General features: G+C 69.3%; 4 protein-coding genes. All 4 read left to right on the top strand.

All coding sequences use genetic code 11. The features are described 5' to 3' along the window. Positions 1 to 56: 56 nt before the first annotated feature. On the top strand, positions 57 to 1,043 hold the full coding sequence (locus ACPTTC_RS34955) for a TauD/TfdA family dioxygenase (RefSeq protein WP_423395911.1): 987 nt from the start codon (positions 57 to 59) through the stop codon (positions 1,041 to 1,043). Positions 1,044 to 1,239: 196 nt separating this feature from the next. Further along, on the top strand, positions 1,240 to 5,655 hold the full coding sequence (locus ACPTTC_RS34950; protein WP_423395910.1) for a beta-ketoacyl synthase N-terminal-like domain-containing protein: 4,416 nt from the start codon (positions 1,240 to 1,242) through the stop codon (positions 5,653 to 5,655). Beyond that, positions 5,652 to 8,975, top strand: a complete 3,324-nt coding sequence (locus tag ACPTTC_RS34945) for a type I polyketide synthase (RefSeq protein WP_423395909.1) — start codon at positions 5,652 to 5,654, stop codon at positions 8,973 to 8,975. The genes ACPTTC_RS34950 and ACPTTC_RS34945 overlap by 4 nt, the downstream gene beginning before the upstream one ends. Then, positions 8,972 to 22,408, top strand: coding sequence for an amino acid adenylation domain-containing protein (locus ACPTTC_RS34940; protein ID WP_423395908.1), 13,437 nt, complete (start codon positions 8,972 to 8,974; stop codon positions 22,406 to 22,408). Before ACPTTC_RS34945 ends, ACPTTC_RS34940 begins: the two co-directional genes overlap by 4 nt. The last annotated feature ends 1 nt before the right edge of the window (position 22,409 follow it).

Genomic DNA, 22,409 nt, shown 5'->3' with positions numbered 1-22,409 from the left:
GCAGACCCACCCGTCCGGTTTCGCCGCGATCCACGTTCAGGAAAGGATGACTGAAGATGCTGGGCATGACGGAACGCAAGCTGCTTGCCGACGGAAGCTCTCCGTGGCTGCTGGAACCCGTGTCGAACCGGCGCGATATCGCGCAGGCGGTGAACGACAACCGGGAGGCGCTCGAATCCCGACTGCTGGAACACGGTGCACTCCTGTTTCGCGGCTTCGACGTTTCATCCGTGAGCGGCTTCGAGGCGTTCGCTCACGCGATTTCGGCCCATCGGTCCGACTATGTCTACCGTTCCACTCCGCGCACCGCGATCGGCAACGGCATCTTCACCGCGACCGAGTATCCGCCGAGCGAGACAATCGCACTTCATTGCGAAAACGCGTATCAACGCAGCTGGCCGCTGAGAGTGGCATTCTGTTGCCTGACGCCGGCCACGACCGGCGGTGAAACGCCGCTTGCGGACATGCGGGAGGTGAGCCGCAGGATCGGACCGCGCATCCTGGATCAGTTCGAGGCGAAACAGGTCCGCTATGTCCGGCACTACCGGCGGCACGTCGACATTCCATGGGAAACCGTCTTCCAGACCGGCGACCGCAACCAGGTGGCCGCCTTCTGCGCAGACAACGGCATCGAGCACGAATGGCTCGACGACGACACGTTACGCACCGCACAGATCAACCAGGGTGTCGCCTATCATCCGGTCACCCGCGACCGGATATTCTTCAACCAGGCCCATCTATTCCATATCTCGAACCTGGAAGCATCGCTCGCCAGTTCGATCGTCAGCCTGTTCGGCGAGGATCGAATTCCGCGCAATGCGTGCCATGGCGACGGGAGCCCATTCGATCTCGCCGACATCGAGCAGATCCGCAACGCGTTCCGCGAATGCGCGATCACGTTTGCCTGGCAGCGAGGCGACGTCCTGCTGGTCGACAACATGCGCTTCGCGCATGGCCGCAACCCGTTCGAAGGCGAGCGCAAGGTCGTCGTGTCGCTGCTCGACCCGTACGCGCCCGACATCGACGGAATCGCCGATCGTTAGCGAGCGCGGGCGGGCAATTCAACGAACAGCCGTATTGATCCAGTGCGCGAAACGCCGTGTCCTTGGATTACGGGGCAGACGCCGGATTAGAGCAATGCTCTAATTTCAAGACCATCCAGTTCAAGAAGCAAGCTTGGCAGGATCGCCACAACCGGCCCTGAGACATTCAACGTTTAGAAGACCACGAAGGTTGAGCATGCTTCCCGATACAAAATTCAGGACTGTTACAGAAATTTTGTTGTTTCGCGGCAAGGTCGAAGCGGAGAAGACGGCATTCGTTTTTCTCGAGAACGGCGAAGCGGAACTGACTCGACTCACGTACGGCGACCTGGACCAGCGGGCTCGCGGCATCGCCGCCCGGCTGCAGGACATCGCGCAACCAGGCGATCGCGTCCTGCTGGTCTATCCGCCCGGGCTGGAATTCATCTGCGCATGGGTGGGTTGCCTGTACGCGGGCCTGATCGGCGTACCGGCCTATCCCCCGCGCAGGCATCGTCCCGCCGATCGTCTCAAGGCCATCGTCGCCGACGCCAGGCCGGTCGTCGCGCTGACCGACGCCGCCACGCTCGACGGCATCGCGCATCACGCGGACGGCTATTCCGACACGCTGGAACTGAAGATCCTGGCGACGGACCAGCGCTTCGACGCACCGGCCGAACAATGGCGCGCACCGGCAATCACGCCGCAGACGCTGGCGCTTCTGCAATACACGTCAGGCTCCACCGGCACGCCCAAAGGCGTGATGATCAGCCACGCGAACATCCTGAGCAATATGGCGGTCATCGCCGAGGCGAGCGATGCCGATGCGTCGGCGGTGTTCGTCAGCTGGCTCCCGGTGTTTCACGACATGGGCTTCTTCGGGAAGGTGCTGCTGCCGATCTACCTCGGTGTGCTGTCGGTGCTGATGGCGCCCGCGGCGTTCGTGCAGAAGCCCATCCGCTGGCTGCAGGCCATCACGAAGTATCGCGGCACGCATTGCGCCGCGCCGGATTTCGCGTACGACCTGTGCGCGCGCAAGATCTCCGACGCGTCTCGCGCGCAGCTGGACCTGAGCAGCTGGCGGGTGGCATTCAACGGCGCGGAACCGGTGCGCGCGGAGTCGGTGGCACGTTTTTCGCGCGCATTCGCCGCATGCGGCTTCCACGCGCACACCATGCGTCCGGTCTACGGCATGGCCGAGGCGACCTTGTTCATCTCCGGTCAGCCGGCGCGCGCGCTGCCGCGCGTGACGGACTACGACGCCGACGGCCTGGCGCAACGCGTGGCGACAAGAAGCGGCCACGGCAAGCGCCACGCGCTGGTCTCATGCGGCCGGACCTGGGCGGAGCACCGCCTGCAGATCGTGAATCCGGATACCGGCGAGCGCTGCGCGCCCGGTCGGATCGGCGAAATCTGGCTGACCGGCCCGAGCGTCGGCGTCGGTTACTGGAACCGCGTCGAGGAAACGGAGCACACCTTTCGCGCGATGCTGGATGGCGACGACGCGCATTACCTGCGCACGGGCGATCTCGGCTTCGTCGATGGCGAGGACCTCTTCGTCACCGGCCGGTTGAAAGACCTCATCATCATCGCCGGCCGCAATCACTACCCGCAGGATCTCGAACAAACCGCGGAGGGAAGCCACGCCGCGCTGGCGCCCGCCGCATCGGCGGCGTTCTCGATCAACGTCGACAACGTGGAGCGGGTCGTCATCGCCTGTGAAGTGCGCCGGGAAGCGCTCAACACCCTGGACGCGGAAGCCGTCGCCTCGGAGATCCGGCGCACGCTCGCCGAAGCGCATGACGTCGATCTGTATGCGGCAATCCTGTTGAAGCCCGCCACGATCCTGCGCACGTCCAGCGGAAAAATCCAGCGCAGCCGGATCAGGCAGGCATTCCTCGATGGACAGGGGCTCGCGATCGCGGGCGAGTGGCGGCGGTCGTTCTCCGCGGAGGACGCGCCCGCCACGGCCGCGGCGCGCGACACGCAAGCGCTGGTGCAATGGTGCATCGAGCGTGTCGCGCGTCTGTCGGGAATCGACTCCGGCAAGATCGACCCCGACGCGCCGTTCAGCGTCCATGGGCTCGATTCGAAAGACGCCATCATGCTCTCGGGCGAGTTGCAGGACTGGCTCGGGCGGCCGGTTTCCCCGACCGTCGTCTACGATTTTCCGAGTATTGCCCTGCTGGCGCGCCATTTGAGCGGCACCGGGAATGCGATGCCGGACTCCGCGCCCGGCTCAGCCGCGGCACGCGCGGATATCGCGATCGTCGGCATCGGATGCCGCTTCCCCGGCGCCGCCAATCCCGACGCATTCTGGCAACTTCTCGTGGAGGGCCGGGACGCGGTCGGCGCGTCGACCAAGCGCGCCGCCGGCCTTCCGCCCGCCGGGCTGCTGGACCAGGTCGATCAGTTCGATGCGGCATTCTTCGGCATCAGCGCCCGCGAAGCCGAATCGATGGATCCGCAACAGCGCCTGCTGCTGGAGGTTGCCTGGGAGACGCTCGAGCATGCGGGGATCGCGCCCCGGCGTCTCGCCGGCGGACGCACCGCGGTCATCGTGGGCATCAGTAATTCGGACTACATCCGTCTGGCGCAGGAAGCAGTCGCGGACGTCGGCCCTTATGTCGCGACGGGCAATGCGCTCAGCGTCGCCGCCAACCGCATTTCCTACACGCTCGATTTGCGCGGCCCGAGCTGGGCGGTCGACACCGCGTGTTCGTCGTCGCTCGTCGCGGTTCATCAGGCGTGCCGCGCGCTGCAGCGCGGCGAGTCCGATGCGGCGCTGGCCGGCGGGGTCAACCTGATCCTGGCGCCGCAATTGAGCGCCTCCTTCACGCAAGCGGGCATGCTTTCGCCGGATGGCCGATGCAAGGCGTTCGATGCGGCAGCGAACGGTTACGTGCGCGGCGAAGGCGTGGGCATGGTGCTGCTCAAGCGCCTCGACGATGCGCTCGAGAACGGCGACACCGTGTACGCCGTGATCCGCGGCTCGGCGGTGAACCAGGATGGACGCAGCAATGGCCTGACCGCGCCCAATGGCCCGGCCCAGCAGGCCGCGATTCACGGTGCGCTGCGCGACGCCGGCGTACGCGCGCACGACATCGGCTTCGTCGAGGCGCACGGTACGGGAACGCCGCTCGGCGACCCGATCGAGTTGAACTCGCTGGCGGCCGTCCTGAGCGACGCTCGTCGGCCGGACGATCCCTGCTGGATCGGTTCGGTCAAGACCAACATCGGCCATCTGGAATCGGCGGCGGGCATCGCCAGCCTGATCAAGACCGCCCTGGCGCTGCACCATCGCGTCATTCCGCCGAACCTCCATTTCCGGTCGATCAATCCGCAAATCTCGCTCGACGGCACGCCCTTCCGCATTCCGCAGCAGGTCACGCCGTGGCATTCGGAACATGGGCCGCGCATGGCCGGCGTGAGTTCGTTCGGCTTCGGCGGCACCAACGCGCACATGATCCTGTCCGAAGCGCCGCAGCCCACGGAGATCGAAGCCGACCCGGCAGCGCCTGCGGCGCGCGTCGTGACGCTCTCCGCGCGCACGCCCGAAGCATTGCAGGCGCTGGCGGCTTCCCTTGCGGCCTATCTCGACGCCCATCCCGAGGTCCGCCTGCGGGATGTCGCGTTCACGGCCAATACCGGGCGCACCCACTTCGCGCGGCGCGCGGCCATCGTCGCATCGAGTCTCGATTCGTTGCGTTCGCAACTTGACGCCGTTTCGTCCGGCGAGCCGGCGGATACACCGCCTGCGCCGACCTTCCACTTTTGCGCCGACGACGGCGGCAGCGCCGACGCGGTGCGGCAATTGCGCGCCGCCTGCCCCGCTTTCGACGCGCTGATGCAGCGGCAATCCGAGGCGCCCGGGCTCGCCCCCGCCGAAGCCGGGTTCACGGCATTCCAGCGCGCGCTTGCGCAACTGTGGATCTCCTTCGGCATCACGCCGGGCGCCGTCAGCAGCACCGGCGACGGGCATCGCGCTGCCGCCTCGTGGGCGGACGTGCCGCAGGCGCCGGACGGCGGTGCCACGGGACACCACGGCATCGTGATCGAGATCGGCGCGCACGCGGCCGCGTGGGACACGATCCTGCACACGCTCGCCGCGCTCTACGTGCGCGGCGTGTCCATCGACTGGGATGCCGTGGAGCAGGACGCACCGCGCCGCCGGCTCGCCCTGCCGACTTACCCGTTCGAGCGTCGCGCCTTCTGGATCAGCCCGCGTGCGCCTCGCCATCCGTTGCTCGGGCACCTCATGGAGCAGCACGCGCATGCGCCGGCCACGTGGATCTGGCAATCGCGTCTCGATGCGCCGGCCACTACCTTTCTCGACGGTCATCGCGTCAAGGGAGCGCCCGTCCTGCCCTATTCCGCCTATGTGGAAATGGCGCTGGCGGCCACGTCGGAAATCGGCGCCGCCGGCCATACGACGTTGAAGGACCTCGCACTGCATGCGCCGTTGCCGCTGCATCCGCATGCATCGCGCACCGTGCAGACCGTGCTGAGCCGCCGGTCGTGGGGGCCGTTTTCGTTTGCCGTCTATCACCGGATCGAGGACACCCGCGCCGCCGCGACGTGGCAGATGTGCGCGAGTGCCGAAATTCACGAATCGGATCGGAGCCAAGCATGAAATTCGGCCTGATGTTCTTCGCCAGCAGTGAAGAAGCGCTGTCCGGCAACAAGTACCAGCTCGTGATGGAGAGCGCGCGTTTCGCCGATGCGAACGGGTTCTCCAGCGTCTGGGTGCCGGAGCGCCATTTCACCGAATTCGGCTCGCTGTACCCGAATCCCGCCGTCCTGCACGCCGCGCTCGCCGCCGCCACCCAACACGTGAAGCTGGTCGCGGGCAGCGTGGTCGCCGCGCTGCACAACCCGATCCGGATCGCGGAAGAATGGTCGATGGTGGACAACCTGTCGAACGGCCGCGTGGGCGTGTCGTTCGCGTCCGGCTGGAATCCGGACGACTTCGTGTTCGCCCCGGACAAATATGCGAGCCGGCAGGATGACATGCTGGCGACGATGCGCGCCGTCCAGCATCTGTGGCGCGGCGGCACGCTGGATGCGACGAACGGCGTCGGCAAGCCGGTGCGGTTGCGCATCTATCCGACGCCGGTGCAGCCGGAACTGCCCGTCTGGGTGACGGCCGCGAGCAATCCGCAGACGTTCGTGCGCGCCGGCGAAGCCGGCGCCAACCTGCTGACCCACGTGCTCGACCAGGATCGGGACCAGCTCGCGCACAAGATCGCCCTCTACCGCGAGGCGCGCGCACGGCATGGCTTCGATCCGGCGGCCGGCACCGTATCCGTGATGCTGCATACGTTCGTCGGCGAGGATGCCGCGCAGGCGCGCGAACAGGCGCGTGTGCCGTTCTGCAACTACATCCGCAGCAATATCGGGCTGTTGAACGGGCTCGCGCAGAGTCGCGGCCAGTCGGTCGACGTGCGCGCGATGGGCGCGCGCGAACTGGACGAGTTCGTCGAGTTTCTCTATGAACGCTTCGCGCAATCGCGCGGCCTCATCGGCACGCCGGACACCTGCGTCGAACTGGTGCGGGATCTCGCGTCGATCGGCGTGGATGAAGTGGCCTGCCTGCTCGATTTCGGTCCGCCGGTCGAACTGATCCTCGGCAATCTTCCGCAGTTGCGCCGACTACGCGAGATGTGCGCGCCCAGGCGAGCCGCCGCGCCGACGAGATTCGATGCGGCCGAGGTGCAGGCCCGCTGTATCGAAACGACGTCGGGCGCGGATTTCAACGGCGAAATCCGGCAGCACGGCGTGCAGATCGACGGCGTGTTCAACGCGATCCAGCAGATCTGGCGCACGACCGGCGAGGCGCTGGGGAAAATCAGCCTGCCGGCCGACGCGCTGGCGCAGTCGCCCTACCAGGTGCACCCCGCCTTTCTCGACGCGTGCAGCCGCGTGCTCGCCGCCGCCATCGATCCGGACGCGCTGGCGTCGGGCGACCTGTACCTGCCCAGTTCGATCGGCGCGGTACGGGTTCATCAGCCGCCGTCGTCGACCGATGCATGGAGTCACGCCACGCTGCGCCAGCCGAACGGACAGGGCGCGCTGGAGGGCGATATCCGCGTCCATGACCTGGCGGGGCGACTGCTGATCGAGATCGATGCGCTGCGGTTGCAGCAGGTGCGCGCGGGGCGCGCCGTCGAGCGGCACGACTTCGCCGCGCTGCTTTATCAACGCGTCTGGAGACCGTCGAACGTCGACGCGGCAACCGGCGGTGCGGCGCCGGGCGAGTGGCTGATTCTCGCGGACCGTGGCGGCGTGGGCGCGCAGCTGTCCGCCCTGCTGGAAAGCGCGGGCGATACGTGCACGCTGCGCTTCGCCGACGCGACGCCGGACCTGCCCGCGCCCGAGCGCCCGCTGAAGGGCGTCATCCACCTGTGGAGTCTCGATCTCGCGCCCGCCGACATCGCGGCGAGACGGCGTGCCAGCGCGAGCGTGCTGCACCTGGTCGGCGCGCTTGCGGCACGCGCGCCGTCGGCCCGGCAGGCGCGTCTGTGGCTGGTGACGTCGGGCGCGATGAATGTTCTGGACGGCGAATCGATCGCGGTGGCGCAGGCCCCGCTGTGGGGATTGGGCCGGGCGATCGCGGTCGAGCATGCGGCGCTGTGGGGCGGGCTCGTCGACCTCGATCCCGCGCAGCCGTCGGCGGCGCACATCGTGCAAGCCGTACAGGCCGGCGGCCGTGAAGACATGATCGCGTTTCGCCGTGAACAGCGCTACGTCGCGCGCATCGCCCGCGACAATCGCGAATACGTCAGCCACCGGCCGATCCGGTTCCAGCCTGACGCGACCTACCTGGTGACCGGCGGGCTCGGCGGGCTCGGCCTGCGGCTCGCGTCCTGGCTCGCCGACAACGGCGCCGGGAACATCGTGCTGCTGGGGCGCGGCGCGCCTTCCGCCGCGGCCGAGACCATCCTGCGCACGCTCGGCGCGCGGTTCATTCGCGCCGACCTGTCGCGTCGCGAGGACGTCGAGCAGGCGCTCGGTGAAATCGCGCATTCGATGCCGCCGCTCAAAGGGGTCTTTCACCTCGCCGGCGCACTCGACGATGCGCTGCTGACGCGCCAGGACGTCGACTGCTTCCATCGCGCCGGCAGCGGCAAGGCCGACGGCGCCTGGTACCTGCACGAGCTGACGGCCGACTTGCCGCTCGACCACTTCGTCCTGTTCTCGTCGATGGCCGCGCTGATCACCATGCCGGGCCAGGGCAACTACGCGGCGGCGAACAGCTTCCTCGACGCCCTCGCGCAGCATCGGCGCGCGCAGGGCAAGCCGGCGCTCAGCGTCAATTGGGGGCCGTGGGCGGAAATCGGCCACGCCGCCACCGACTACGGGCGGCGCGCGCACGAACAACTGGGCGCGCTCGGCGTCGGCACGCTGTCGCCCGAACTGGCCATCGCGACGCTGGAACGGCTGATGGCGGCCGGCGTCGCCCAGTCCGGGGTCGCGCGGATCGACTGGCCGACCCTGTTCCAGGTCGATGCGCCGGCCGCCGGGTCCGCGCTGTTTTCCGAGCTGGCGCAACCGGCCGCGCAGCCTGCGCAGCAAGAGACGGCATTGCTGCGACAACTGCACGCGTGCGCGCCGGGCGAGCGGGTCGGGCTCATCACCGACACGCTCGCGACGATGCTGGCCGAGACCTTGCGTCTTGCCGGCCCCGACGCCATCGCGCCCGAGCAATCGCTGCTCGATCTCGGCCTGGATTCGCTGGTCGCGCTCGAGCTGACCGATCGCCTCACCAAGGTGTTCGGCAGGCCGTTTCGCGCGACGTTGTTCTTTTCCTATCCGAACCTGCAGACGCTCGCCCAGTACGTGCTCAACGAACTGTCGCCGTCGCTCCCCGCGCCGGTCGTCGACGAAGCATCCGACGACCTCGACGAGGACGACCTTTCCGAACTGATCGCCCAGGAGATCGGCGCACAATGAACGCCAAGGCCACGCATGCACTGAAAACCGCGCTCGACGAACTGCGCCTGCGGCGCGCGGAAATCGCGGCGCTGCGTTCGGACCGCAACGAGCCGATCGCCGTCATCGGCATGGCTTGCCGCTTCCCCGGCCGCAGCGATACGCCGGACGCGTTCTGGCAATTGCTCGATGGCGCGCGCGACGCTGTCACCGAAGTGCCGGGCGAACGCTGGGACATCGATCGCTATTACGACCCCGATCCGGCCGCGCCCGGCAAGATGGCGACCCGCCACGGCGCCTTTCTCGAACGCGTGGATCAGTTCGACGCGGCGTTCTTCGGGATCGCGCCGCGCGAAGCCACCTACCTGGATCCGCAGCAACGGCTCCTGCTCGAAGTGGCGTGGGAGGCGCTCGAGAACGCCCATCTCGCGCCCGAGCGCTTCCGGCAGTCCGCCACGGGCGTGTACGTCGGCATCACCTGCTTCGACCATGCGATCCAGGTGTCCAATGCGTCGATGCCGTCGAGCAGCTACGCCGGCACCGGCAGCGCGCTGAACATGGCCGCGGGCCGGCTATCGTTCGTGCTGGGCCTCACCGGCCCGAGCATGGCGATCGATACCGCCTGCTCGTCGTCGCTGGTGTGCCTGCACCTGGCCTGCGAAAGCCTGCGCTCGCGCGAAACCGGCATGGCGCTCGCAGGCGGCGTCAACCTGATGCTGTCGCCCGAGGTCATGGTCAGTTTCTCGCAGGCGCGCATGCTGTCGCCGGACGGACGCTGCAAGACCTTCGACGCGGCGGCGGACGGCTATGTGCGCGGCGAAGGGTGCGGCATGGTGGTGCTCAAGCGCCTCGCCGACGCGCTCGCCGACGGTGACCGGGTGCTCGGCATCGTGCGCGGCACGGCGGTCGACCAGGGCGGCGCGGGCGGCGGGCTGACCGTGCCGAGCCGCGATTCGCAGGAACGCGTGATCCGCCGCGCACTGAACCAGGCGGGCCTCGCGCCCGGCGATGTCTCCTATGTCGAGGCCCACGGCACCGGGACGTCCCTCGGCGACCCGATCGAGGTCGAAGCGCTGGCCGGCGTCTACGGCGCCGGGCGCGCGGCGAACGAGCCGCTCGTGATCGGTTCGGTCAAGACCAATATCGGGCATCTGGAGTCGGCCTCCGGCATCGCCGGCCTGATCAAGGTCCTGCTGTCGTTCGAGCACGACCGGATTCCGGCGCACCTGCATTTCACGCAACCCAATCCGCATACGCCGTGGCAGGACATCCCGATCCGCGTCGCGGCCGATCCGGTCGCGTGGCGGCGCGGGGAACGCCGGCGCATCGCCGGGGTGAGCGCGTTCGGATTCAGCGGCACCAACGCCCACGCGATCGTCGAGGAACCGCCCGTCGCGCCGGCGCACGCCGCGCAGCGCACGCTGCTGCTGCTGTCGGCCCGATCCGAAGCGGCGCTGGCGGCGCTCGCGCAACGCTACGAGCGCGCGATCGCCGGCGCGGCGCCTCAGGAGCTGGCCGCCATCTGCCGCGCCGCGGCCATCGGACGCAGTCACTATCCGTTTCGCGCGGCCTATGTATCGGGCGTGAGGGCAGCGTCGGCGGCAGCCGCGCGCACGGGCAAGGCGTTGCGCCTGGGCTTGATGTTCGGCGCGCCGGACACCGGCGTCGCGCACGCGCTCCACGCGTCGGAACCGCTGTTCCGCGACGCGTTCGCGCGTTGCGCGGTGCCGCTGGCGGCACTCGACACCGACGCGGGCCGTTTCGCGATGCAGTTCGCGTGGGCGGAACTGTGGAAGGGATGGGGCATCCGGCCGGCCGTCGTGTCGGGCCATGGCATCGGCGAATATGTCGCGGCCTGCGTGGCAGGCGTCGTGAGCGTTGCCGACGCGCTGCGCCTCGTGGCCGCCCGCCCGGATGCCGAAGCCTTGCGCGCCGTGCTTGAGGACATGCCGTTCGCACGGCCGTCGATCCGCCTGATTTCCGGCTGTCTCGGCGCAGAAGTGACCGACGAGGTGACACACCCGCAGTACTGGCTGCAGCTTGCCGGGGCGTCGGATCGAGCCGACGCGCCGCACCCGCCGGAGGGGCTCGCCGACGGCTGGCTGCCGCCGCCCTGCGCCGGCGATGCACTGGAGCGCGCGCTCGCGGCGCTGTACGTGCAGGGCGCGCAGTTCGACTGGCGCGCGCTGTTTCCGGGGCCCGCCCAGCCCGCCACGACCCTGCCGAACTACCCGTTCGAGCGGCAGCGCTTCAGCCTGGAGAAGATCCGGTCGCCCGGCGTCGGCCTGGATGCCGGCAGCATCGACGCGGCGGTGCGGCACCTCAAGTCGTCCGGCAAGTACCCGGAGGACATGCTGAACGCGTTTCCGGACCTGCTCAGGACGGCATTCGCCCCCGCCGACACCGCCGCGTCGAACCCAAGCCCGCTCTATCACGTGGTGTGGGAGCAGCAAGCCGCGTTGCCGTCGGCGCCGCTCGCCGCCGACGCGTCTGCGTGGCTGATCTTCGCGGATGCGAGCGGTGTCGGCGAGCGGCTCGCGGCGCTGCTGCGGGCGCGCGGCGCCTCCTGCTCGCTGGTGCGCCCCGGCCCCGACGCCGTCGCCGACGGGGAAACGGGCCGGCAGGTCGCGCCCGAGCGGCCGGACGATTTCGTCCGCCTGCTGGACGAGACCGCCGCCCCCGGCCTGCGCATCGTGTTTCTATGGGCGCTGGACGAAGCCGTCGGCGCGACGCGCATGTCCACGGCGCTGCTGCATCTCGTGCGCGCGCTGGTCGGCAGCGCGCGCGAGTGGACGCCTTCGACCCGGCCCAGGATCTCGGTGGTCACGCGCGACGCGGTGGAAGCCGGCGAAGCGCCCCGCGTCACGGGGTTCGCACAGGCTGCGCTGTCGGGCCTGGCACGCGGGGCGATGATCGAGCATCCGGAATGGTTCGGCACCGCGATCGATCTCGACCCGGCCGCGCCGGCGGACGAGACGCAGGCGCTGCTTCAGGAGATGCTCGGCGAGAGCCGCGAAGAACAGGTGGCGTTGCGGCACGGCGCGCGCCACGTCGCGCGCCTGAGCCCGCTCGCGCAGGCCGACACCGCCGCGTTGCCGGTCGACCCGGACGCGGCCTACCTGATCACCGGCGGGTTCGGCGCGCTCGGGCTGCACACCGCCCGATGGCTGGCGGCGCGCGGTGCGCGCACGCTGATCCTGGTCGGCCGTCAAGGGGCCGCGAGCGACGCAAGCCGGCAGGCGATCGCCGAGCTGCGCGAGCGGAACGTCGCGCTGCGCTGCGAGCGCCTCGATATCGCCGACCCCGCGGCGGTCGCCGCTTTCTTCGCCGCGCTCCGGCGCGACGGCGTGCCGCTGCGGGGCATCGTGCACGCGGCCGGCATCGTCGGCTACAAGCCGATCCTGCAGGTCGAGCGCGAGGAACTGGACGCGGTCCTGCAACCGAAGGTCGCCGGTGCGTGGCTGCTCCATCAGCAAAGCGGGCACTTCCCGCTCGACTTCTTCATCCTGTTCTCGTCGATCGCGTCCGCGTGGGGTTCGCGTGAGCAGGCGCACTACAGCGCCGCGAACCGCTTCCTCGACGCGCTCGCGCATCATCGCCGCGGCCTGGGCCTGCCGGCCCTGAGCGTGAACTGGGGCCCCTGGGCGGAAGGCGGCATGACGTTCCCCGAGGCGGAAGCGCTGCTGCGGCGCGTCGGCATCCGGTCGCTGGCGGCCGATCGCGCGCTCGACGCGCTGGATCGTCTGCCCGCCGTGCCCCAGGTCGCGGTCGTCGATATCGACCTGGCGCTGTTCCAGGGCTCCTACGAGGCGCGCGGGCCCAAGCCCTTCCTCGACCGCGTGCGGATCGCCCAAAGCGCGCCAGCCGCGCCGGCGATGCCGGCGTTGAGCGCGGCATCGCCGCGCGAGCGAAAGCGCCTGCTGGCGGACAGCATCGATCGCGCGGTTGCCCAGGTGCTCGGCTACGGCGCGGGGACGCTGGATCGCGATCTCGGCTTCTTCGAGATGGGCATGGATTCGCTGATGGCGCTCGACGTGCGCACGCACCTCGAAAAAGCGCTGGGCATCCCGTTGTCGGTCGCGCTGCTGTTCGATCATCCGACGGTCAACGCCCTCGCGGATTTCCTCGCGGAGCAGTCGTCCGGCACGGCGCCGGACGCGCACGCGGCGCCGGCGCAGGCCGTGCCGCCGCAAGCTGTACCGCCGCAGCCGCAGACACGGCCGGTCGCACCGGCCACCGACGCACGCGAGGCCGGCACGCCGGAGCCGATCGCGATCGTCGGCATGAGTTGCCGGTTTCCGGGCGCCGCGCACGATCTCGACGCCTATTGGCGTCTGCTGAACGACGGGGTGGATGCGATCTCCGAAGTGCCGCGCGAGCGCTGGGACATCGACGCGTACTACGATCCCGATCCGGAAGCGCCCGGGCGCATGGTGTGCCGCTTCGGCGGTTTTCTCGACGACGTCGACCAGTTCGATCCGGCGTTTTTTCGCATCACGCCGCGCGAAGCGGCCGCGATGGACCCGCAGCAGCGCCTGTTGCTCGAAGTCAGTCACGAAGCGCTGGAGCATGCCGGCATTCCGGTCGACAGTCTCAAGGGCAGCCGCACCGGCGTCTTCGTCGGCATCACCACCAACGATTACGCGAACCTGCAGCTTCGCAACGGCGGCGGCAGCGGCATCGACGGCTATTTCTTCACCGGCAACCCGCTCAACACGGCGGCCGGCCGCATCTCCTACGGACTGGGCGCGCAGGGGCCGAGCATGGCGATCGATACCGCCTGCTCGTCGTCGCTCACCGCGATCCATACCGCCAGCCAGAATCTCCGAAGCGGCGAGTGCGATCTCGCCATCGCGGGCGGCGTCAACCTGATCCTGTCGCCGGACAACTCCATCGCCGTCTCGCGCACGCGGGCGCTGGCGCCGGACGGCCGCTGCAAGACCTTCGACGCGTCCGCGGACGGCTTCGTGCGCAGCGAAGGCTGCGGCGCGCTGGTGCTCAAGCGCCTGTCCGATGCGCTCGCCGCGGGCGATCGCGTGCTCGCCGTGCTGCGGGGTTCGGCCGTCAACCACGACGGCGCGTCGAGCGGCTTTACCGCGCCGAACGGACGGGCGCAGGAAGCCGTGATCCGCCAGGCGCTGGGCGGGCTTCCCGCCGCGTCCATCGATTACGTGGAAGCGCACGGCACCGGCACCCCGCTGGGCGACCCCGTCGAACTGCAGGCGCTGGCGACGGTGTTCGGCGCAGGCCGCGACGAGGGCCGGCGGCTGCGCGTCGGCTCGGTGAAAACCAACATCGGCCACACGGAATCCGCCGCCGGCATCGCGGGGGTCATCAAGGTCGTGCTGTCGCTGAACCACGACCGCCTTCCCGCCCACCTGCATTTCCGCCAGCCGAGCCCGCTGGTGCAGTGGGACGCGCTGCCCATCGAGGTCTGCGCCGAGGCGAGCGCGTGGCCGCGCGGCGAGCGGCCGCGGCGCGCCGGGGTCAGCGCGTTCGGCGCGAGCGGCACCAATGCCCACCTGGTGCTCGAAGAAGCGCCCGCGCCGGCGCGGCCGGTGGCACCGTCCCGGCACAAGGTGCATCCGCTGGTGCTGTCGGCCAAGACGCCCGCGGCGTTGCGCGCGCTTGCCGGGCGCTATCAGCGGCGGCTCGAAGCCGAACCCGGTCTCGACATCGCGGCCGTGGCCTTTTCGGCGGCGACCGGCCGCTCGCATTTCGCGCATCGGCTGGCACTGCCGGTGACGTCGCTCGACGACGCCATCGACAAGCTGCGCGCGTTCCACGCGAAGGAACCCGCCGGCGCGGCGCAGCCCGCCCCGCGCGTGAAGATGGCCTTCCTGTTCACCGGCCAGGGCTCGCAATACGCGGGCATGGGCCGCCGCCTGTACGACGCGTATCCGGTGTTCCGCGACGCCATCGACCGCTGCCGCGCGGTGGCCGATCCGCTGCTCGACACGCCGTTGCTCGAGGTGCTGTCCGCCCAGGGCGAGGACATTCACCAGACCGGCTACAGCCAGCCGGCCCTGTTCTCGCTGCAGTACGCGCTCACCACGCTGCTGGCGTCGTTCGGCGTGGTGCCCGACGCCGTGATGGGCCACAGCGTCGGCGAGTACGCGGCGGCCGGCGCGGCCGGCGTCTTCTCGCCGGAAGACGGCCTGCGGCTGATCGCCGAACGCGGCCGGCTGATGCAGGCGTTGCCCCGCGACGGCGAGATGGCGGCCATTTTCACCGACCTCGCCACGGTCGAGCGCGCGATCGAAGCGTGGCCGCACGAGGTCGCGGTGGCGGCCGTCAACGGTCCGGCGAGCATCGTGATCTCCGGCAAGCGCGAGCGCATCGCGATGCTGGTCGACGCGTTCGCCGCGCGGGACATCCGGTCCGTGCTGCTCAACACGTCGCACGCGTTTCACTCGCCGCTAGTCGAGCCGATGCTGGACGGCTTCCAGGCCGCGGCGAAAGCCGTGCCCGTCGCACGCCCGGCGATCCCGTTCTATTCGAATCTCACGGGCGCCGTGATGGACGAGGCGCCCACCGATACGTACTGGCGCCGCCACTGCCGCGAGCCGGTGCAGTTCGCGCGCAGCGTCGAGCGCCTCGCCGCAGCCGGTTTCAACGTGCTGGTCGAGATCGGCCCCAAGCCGGTGCTCGTCAACCTGGCCCGCGCGTGCTGTGCGCCGGACGCCGGCATCCAGTTCCTTGCCCTGCAGCGGCCGCAAGTCGAGCAGCAAGCGCTGGTCGAAACGCTGTCGAGCCTGTATGCCCGCGGCGTCGATGTCGACTGGGCCTCGATCGAAACACCCGCGCCCGCGCGCGTCGCATTGCCGTCCTATCCCTTCCAACGCAGCCGTACCTGGTTCCAGAAAGCGGACACGTCCATGACTCAGACAAGCGCATCACCCATCACTGCAGCCCCGACGCCCAATCGCAGCGGCGAGGTTCTCGAATGGCTTCGCGGCAAGATCGGCGAATTGATCCAGGCCGATCCCGCCACCATCAACATCGAACTGCCCTTCCTGGAGATGGGCGCCGACTCGATCGTGCTGATCGAGGCCATTCGGCACATCGAGGCGGAGTACGGCGTGAAGCTGGCCATGCGCCGCTTCTTCGAAGACCTGGCGACGGTGCAGGCGCTCGCCGAGTATGTTGCCGACCACCTGCCGGCGGACGCCGCGCCGGTTGAGGCCGAGGCCGAAGCCAGCTCCGTGGCGGCACCGTCCACGGCGGCGGTCGCACCGTCCGCGGAGCAATTTGCGCCGCTCGCCGCCGCCCCGGCGGAATGGGTGGCGGCCGAAGGCGGCTCCACGGTCGAGCGCGTGTTGCGGGAGCAGAATCAGTTGCTGTCCCACGTGATGAGCCAGCAGATGGAACTGCTGCGCACGTCGTTGACCGGCCAGGCCGGCGCCCGGCCGACGACGGCCGCCGCGCAAGCCGTCGCAAGCACGGCGAGCGTCGCATCGAAGGCCGCGATCGCGGCCCCGGCGGCCCCGTCCGCCGCGCCCGCCGCGCAGCCCCGGCCTGCCGCTGCCGCGGCGCCCGCGGCCGACAATCCGCGCCCCAAGCCGATGATGCCGTGGGGCAGCCCGGTCGAACAGCGGGCGCGCGGCTTGTCCGCCGTGCAGCAGGAGCATCTCGAAGCGCTGATCGTGCGCTACACGACGCGCACCCGGAAATCGAAGGACTCGGTGCAGGCGTCGCGCCCGGTGCTGGCCGACAGCCGCGCCACGGTCGGCTTCCGCTTTTCGACCAAGGAGATGCTGTATCCGATCGTCGGCGATCGCGCGGCCGGTTCGCGGCTGTGGGACATCGACGGCAACGAGTACATCGATTTCACGATGGGCTTCGGCGTGCACCTGTTCGGCCACACGCCGGATTTCATCCAGCACCAGGTCACCCGCGAATGGCAGCGCCCGCTCGAACTGGGCGCGCGTTCCAGCCTCGTCGGCGAAGTGGCCGCGCGCTTTGCCCGCGTGACCGGCCTCGATCGCGTGGCGTTCTCGAACACCGGCACCGAGGCCGTCATGACCGCCATGCGGCTTGCGCGCGCGGTGACCGGGCGCGACAAGATCGTGATGTTCACGCATTCGTATCACGGCCATGCCGACGGCACGCTCGCCGCGGCGAACGCGGACGGCGTGACGGAAACCATCGCCCCCGGCGTGCCGTTCGGTTCGGTCGAGAACATGGTCCTGCTCGACTACGGCAGCGACGCCGCGCTCGAGGCCATTCGCGGCATGGCGTCGACCCTCGCCGCCGTGATGGTGGAGCCGGTGCAGAGCCGCAACCCCTCCCTGCAGCCCGTCGCGTTCCTGAAGGAACTGCGTCGCATCACCGAGGAGGCCGGCGTCGCACTGATCTTCGACGAGATGATCACCGGTTTCCGCGTCCATCCGGGCGGCTCGCAAGCGCTGTTCGGCGTCAGGGCCGATCTCGCAACGTACGGCAAGATCATCGGCGGCGGCCTGCCGCTGGGCGTCATCGCCGGCACCAGCCGCTTCATGGATGCCATCGACGGCGGCATGTGGACCTACGGCGACCACTCGTTCCCCGCCGCGGACCGCACCGCGTTCGGCGGCACCTTCTGCCAGTATCCGCTCGCGATGGCGGCGGCGCTGGCCGTGCTGGAGAAGATCGAACAGGAAGGCCCGGCGCTGCAGGCCGCGCTCAACGAACGCACCGCGCAGATCGCCGGCACGTTGAATGCGTTCTTCGCGGAGGCCGAGGCGCCGATCAAGGTGACGTGGTTCGGCTCGATGTTCCGCTTCGAATTCACCGAGAACCTCGACCTGTTCTTCTATCACATGCTCGAAAAGGGCATCTACATCTGGGAATGGCGCACCTGCTTCCTGTCCACCGCGCATACGGATGCGGATATCGACCGCTTCATCCGGGCGGTGAAGGACAGCGTCGCCGACCTGCGCCGCGGCGGCTTCATCCGGCCGCACTCGAAACACGGCACGGTGGCCGCGCTGAGCGAAGCGCAACGCCAGCTGTGGGTGTTGGCGGAAATCGATCCCGAAGGGTCGCTCGCCTACAACGTCAACACCACCCTCGAACTGAACGGCCGGCTCGACGAAGCCGCGATGCGCGCGGCCGTCCAGAGCCTGGTCGATCGGCACGAGGCGCTGCGCACCACGGTGATGCCGGACGGGTCGGGCCAGATCGTGCAACCGTCGCTGAAGCTCGAGATTCCGCTGATCGACACGGACCAGGACGCGTGGCGGGACCGCGAAAGCCGCCAGCCGTTCGACCTGGTGAACGGTCCGCTCTTTCGGGCCGCGCTCGTGCGCGTGGGCCGCGAGCGTCACCTGCTGGTGATGACGGCCCATCACATCATCTGCGACGGCTCGACGTTCGGCGTGCTGCTCGAGGATCTGGCCCGCGCGTATGCCGGCGCGGCGCCGGCCGAGGCGCCGCTGCAGTTTCGCGCGTACCTGAAGCAGCTCGACGGCCAGCGCCACAGCTCGGAAACGAAGGCGAATCGCGCGTACTGGCTGGCGCAATGCGCGCATCAGGTTGCCCCGCTGAATCTTCCGGTGGACTACCCGCGGCCCGCGGTGAAGACGTTTCACGGGGCGCGCGTGTCCCTGCATCTGGACGCGGCGGCGGCCGCGACGCTGCGCACCGCGGCCCGTCAGAACGGCTGCACGCTCTACATGGTGCTGCTCGCGGGCTTCAATCTGTTCCTGCACCGCGTCGCCGGCCAGCAAGCGATCGTCACCGGCATTCCGGTGACCGGCCGCTCCGTGGCCGGCAGCGATCGCCTCGCCGGCTACTGCACGCACCTGCTGCCGCTGCACTCCACGCTGCCGGAGCAGGCCACGGTGGCCAGCTTCCTGGCCGGCACCCGGCAGAACCTGCTCGACGCGCTCGAGCACCAGGATTATCCGTTCGCCGAGCTGGTCCGCGAAATCGGCGCGCAGCGCGATCTCAACGCCGCGCCGCTGGTATCGGCGGTGTTCAACCTCGAACCCGTGTCGGCGCTGCCCGAACTGCCCGGCCTGACGGTCGGCCTCGTTGCCCCGCTGATCCGCCATACCGCGTTCGACCTGAACGTCAACGTGCTCGACGCGGGGCAAGCACTCCTGATCGATTGCGACTACAACACCGATCTGTTCGACGCGAGCACGGTTCAACGTTTCCTCGGCATCTACCGGACCCTGCTGACGGGTCTCGCGGACGATGCGTCGGCCGCCGTTGCCCGGCTGCCGTTGACGAGCGACACGGAGCGGAGCTTGGTGACCGTCGAGTGGAATCGGACCGACATGGATTTCGGCGAGGCCGCCGCGCAACCGTTGCATCGCTTGTTCGAACAGCAGGTCGAGCGCACGCCCGATGCCGTCGCCGCCGTCTTCGATGACGTCTCGCTCGCCTACGCCGAACTCAACCTGCGCGCCAACCGCCTCGCCCACCGTCTCATCGAACTCGGCGTCGGCCCCGATGCACTCGTCGGCGTCGCGATGGAACGCTCGCTCCACATGAGCGTCGCGCTGCTCGCGATCCTCAAGGCCGGCGGCGCCTACGTCCCCGTCGACCCCGACTACCCCGCCGAGCGCGTGCGCTTCATGATCGACCACGCGCAGTTGCGCTGGCTCCTCACCCAGCAGCATTTGCTCGCCGCGCTGCCCGACACCGACGCCCGCGTGATCGCCGTCGATACCGACGATCTCGACCTCGACGCCGCGCCCGCGTCCAACCCCGCGCCCGCGCTGAACGGCGACAACCTCGCCTACATGATCTACACGTCCGGGTCGACCGGCCGGCCCAAGGGCGCGCTCAACGCCCATCGCGCCATCACCAACCGCATCCTCTGGATGCAGCACGCCTACGCGCTCGACGCCGACGATGCCGTGCTGCAGAAGACCCCGTTCAGCTTCGACGTCTCGGTCTGGGAACTCTTCTGGCCGCTCGTCACCGGCGCGCGCCTGGTGTTCGCCCGCCCAGGCGGCCAGCGCGAGACCGACTACCTCGTCGACCTCATCGAGCGCGAACGGATCACCACGATCCACTTCGTGCCGTCGATGCTGCGCGCGTTCCTCGATCATCCGGACCTCGACGCGCACTGCGCGTCGCTGCGGCGCGTCGTGTGCAGCGGCGAGGCGCTACCCCATGACCTGCAGCAGCGTTGCCTCGAGCGCCTGGACGTCAAGCTCTGCAACCTCTACGGCCCCACCGAGGCCGCCGTCGACGTGAGCGCGTGGGAATGCCGGCGCGACGATCCGCACCGCATCGTCCCGATCGGCCGGCCCATCGCCAACACCCGCCTCTACATCGTGGACGCGCAGATGCAGCCCGTGCCGGTCGGCGTGCCCGGCGAATTGCTGATCGGCGGCACGCCGGTCGGGCGCGGCTACCACGGCGAACCCGAACTGAGCGCCGAGAAGTTCATCGCCGATCCGTTCTCCTCCGACCCGCTCGCGCGCCTCTACCGCACCGGCGATCTCGCGCGCTATCGCCCCGACGGCAACATCGAGTTCCTCGGCCGCATCGATCACCAGATCAAGCTGCGCGGCCTGCGCATCGAACCCGGCGAAATCGAGGCGGCGCTGGTTTCTCACCCGCTGGTCGATGCCGCCGTCGTGGCGCTGCGCGGCGTGGACGACGGCGCGAGACTGGTCGGCTGGCTGTGCTCGTCGCACCCCGAAGCCGAACTGGTCGAAGCGGTGCGCGGCCACCTGCGGCAGCAACTGCCGGACTACATGGTGCCCTCCGCGTTCGTCGTCGTGACCGCGTTCGAGCACCTGCCCAACGGCAAGCTCGATCGCGCCAGGCTGCCCGAACCCGGCGACGGCCTGGACCATGTGGCGCCCGTCAACGCGCTCGAAGCGCAGTTGACGGCGATCTGGCAGGAGGTACTCGGCAAGGCGCGGATCAGCACGACCGCCAACTTCTTCGAGCTGGGCGGCAATTCGCTCTTGGCGACGAAGGTCGTCGCGCGCATCCGTCGCGATCTGCATGTGAAGCTGGAGATCCGCAGCCTGTTCGCACTCCCCACCATTTCGAGCCTCGCGAAGCGCATCGCCGATACGCAGCCGATCGATTACGCACCGGTGACCCCGCTGCCGGCGCAGGCGCACTACGAACTCTCTCCCGCCCAGACGCGGCTGTGGGTCCAGGATCGTCTCAATCCGGCGCAAGCGGGCGGGCCGCTGCCCACGTCCCTGCTGTTCGAGGGCGTGCTGGACGTGGACGCGCTCGTGCGGGCGTTCCGCGCGTTGAGCGAGCGTCACGAGATCTTGCGCACGCGTTTCGTGCTGGCGGGCAACCAGCCGGTCCAGCAAGTCCTGCCGCCCGGCGAAGCCGCGTTCCCGGTCGAGGTCGTGGATCTGCAGGATGCCGAGGACCGGGACGCCCGGGCGGCGTCGATCCAGGCGAGCGAACGGCTCGCGCCGATGGATCTCGCGACCGGCCCGCTGTTCCGCGTCAAGCTGCTCAGGCTCTCCGAAGTCCGTCACGTCTGCATCTGCACGATGCATCACATCGTGAGCGACGGCTGGTCCACGGAGGTCCTGCTCGACGACCTGTCGGCGCTCTATGACGCCTTCGTCGAGCGTCGCGACACGCCGCTGCCCGCCCTCCCGATCCAGTACAAGGATTACGCCGGCTGGCTGAACCGCCTGCTCGCCGGGCCGGACGGCGCGCGCATGAAGGACTACTGGCTGACCAAGCTGGGCGGCCTGCGCGCGCTGGAACTGCCGGGCGACGTCGCGCAGCCGGCCGCGCCGAGCTGGAAATCCTGGCGATTCGACCTGCCCGCCGCCGAGACGACGGCGCTGGAATCGCTCGGCAAGCGCCACGGCGCGACCTTGTTCATCGCGCTGCTGTCCGCCATCAAGGCGCTGTTCTACCGCCGTTCCGGCCAGGAGGACATCGTCGTCGGCACGCCGGTCGCGGGCCGCGAGCTGCCCGAACTCGAGTCGCAGGTCGGCCCCTACCTGAACGTGCTGGCGCTGCGCGACCGCGTCGCGGGCGACGACCGGTTCGACACGCTGCTGACCCGCGTGCGGGACACCACCCTCGAAGCGTTCTCGCACCCGCTGTATCCGCTGGATCGCCTGCTCGACGAGCTGCACGTCAAACGCGTTGCGGGACGCAACCCGCTCTTCGACATCGGGCTGACGCTGCAGAACCAGCGACACGGCCCCGTCGATCGCTACGCGGGACAAGTGCACATCGCCGAGCTGCCGGACCACGACCCGCAGGGCGCGGACACGGAAGCCGCGACCGACTTCTGGCTCCTCGCCGAACCGCGCGCCGAGGGCCTCGCGATCCGCGTCGTCTATCACGCGGGGCGGTTCAGCGAGGCGCTGGTGCAAGGGCTCGCGAACGAACTGACGTCCGTCATCGGCGAAGTGCTTGCCGATCCGGGCGTTCGCATCCGGAACCTGACCCTGGGACAACGCGCGCTGCACGCCGAGGCCCGCCAGCCCACCGTCGAACTCAGCGCATTCTAAG

This window comes from Burkholderia mycopellens (assembly GCF_964265025.1).
In the GTDB taxonomy this organism is placed as follows: Bacteria; Pseudomonadota; Gammaproteobacteria; order Burkholderiales; family Burkholderiaceae; genus Burkholderia.
The sequence above is the reverse complement of the archived record's forward strand: the minus strand, read 5'-3'. Positions and strand labels throughout refer to the sequence as shown.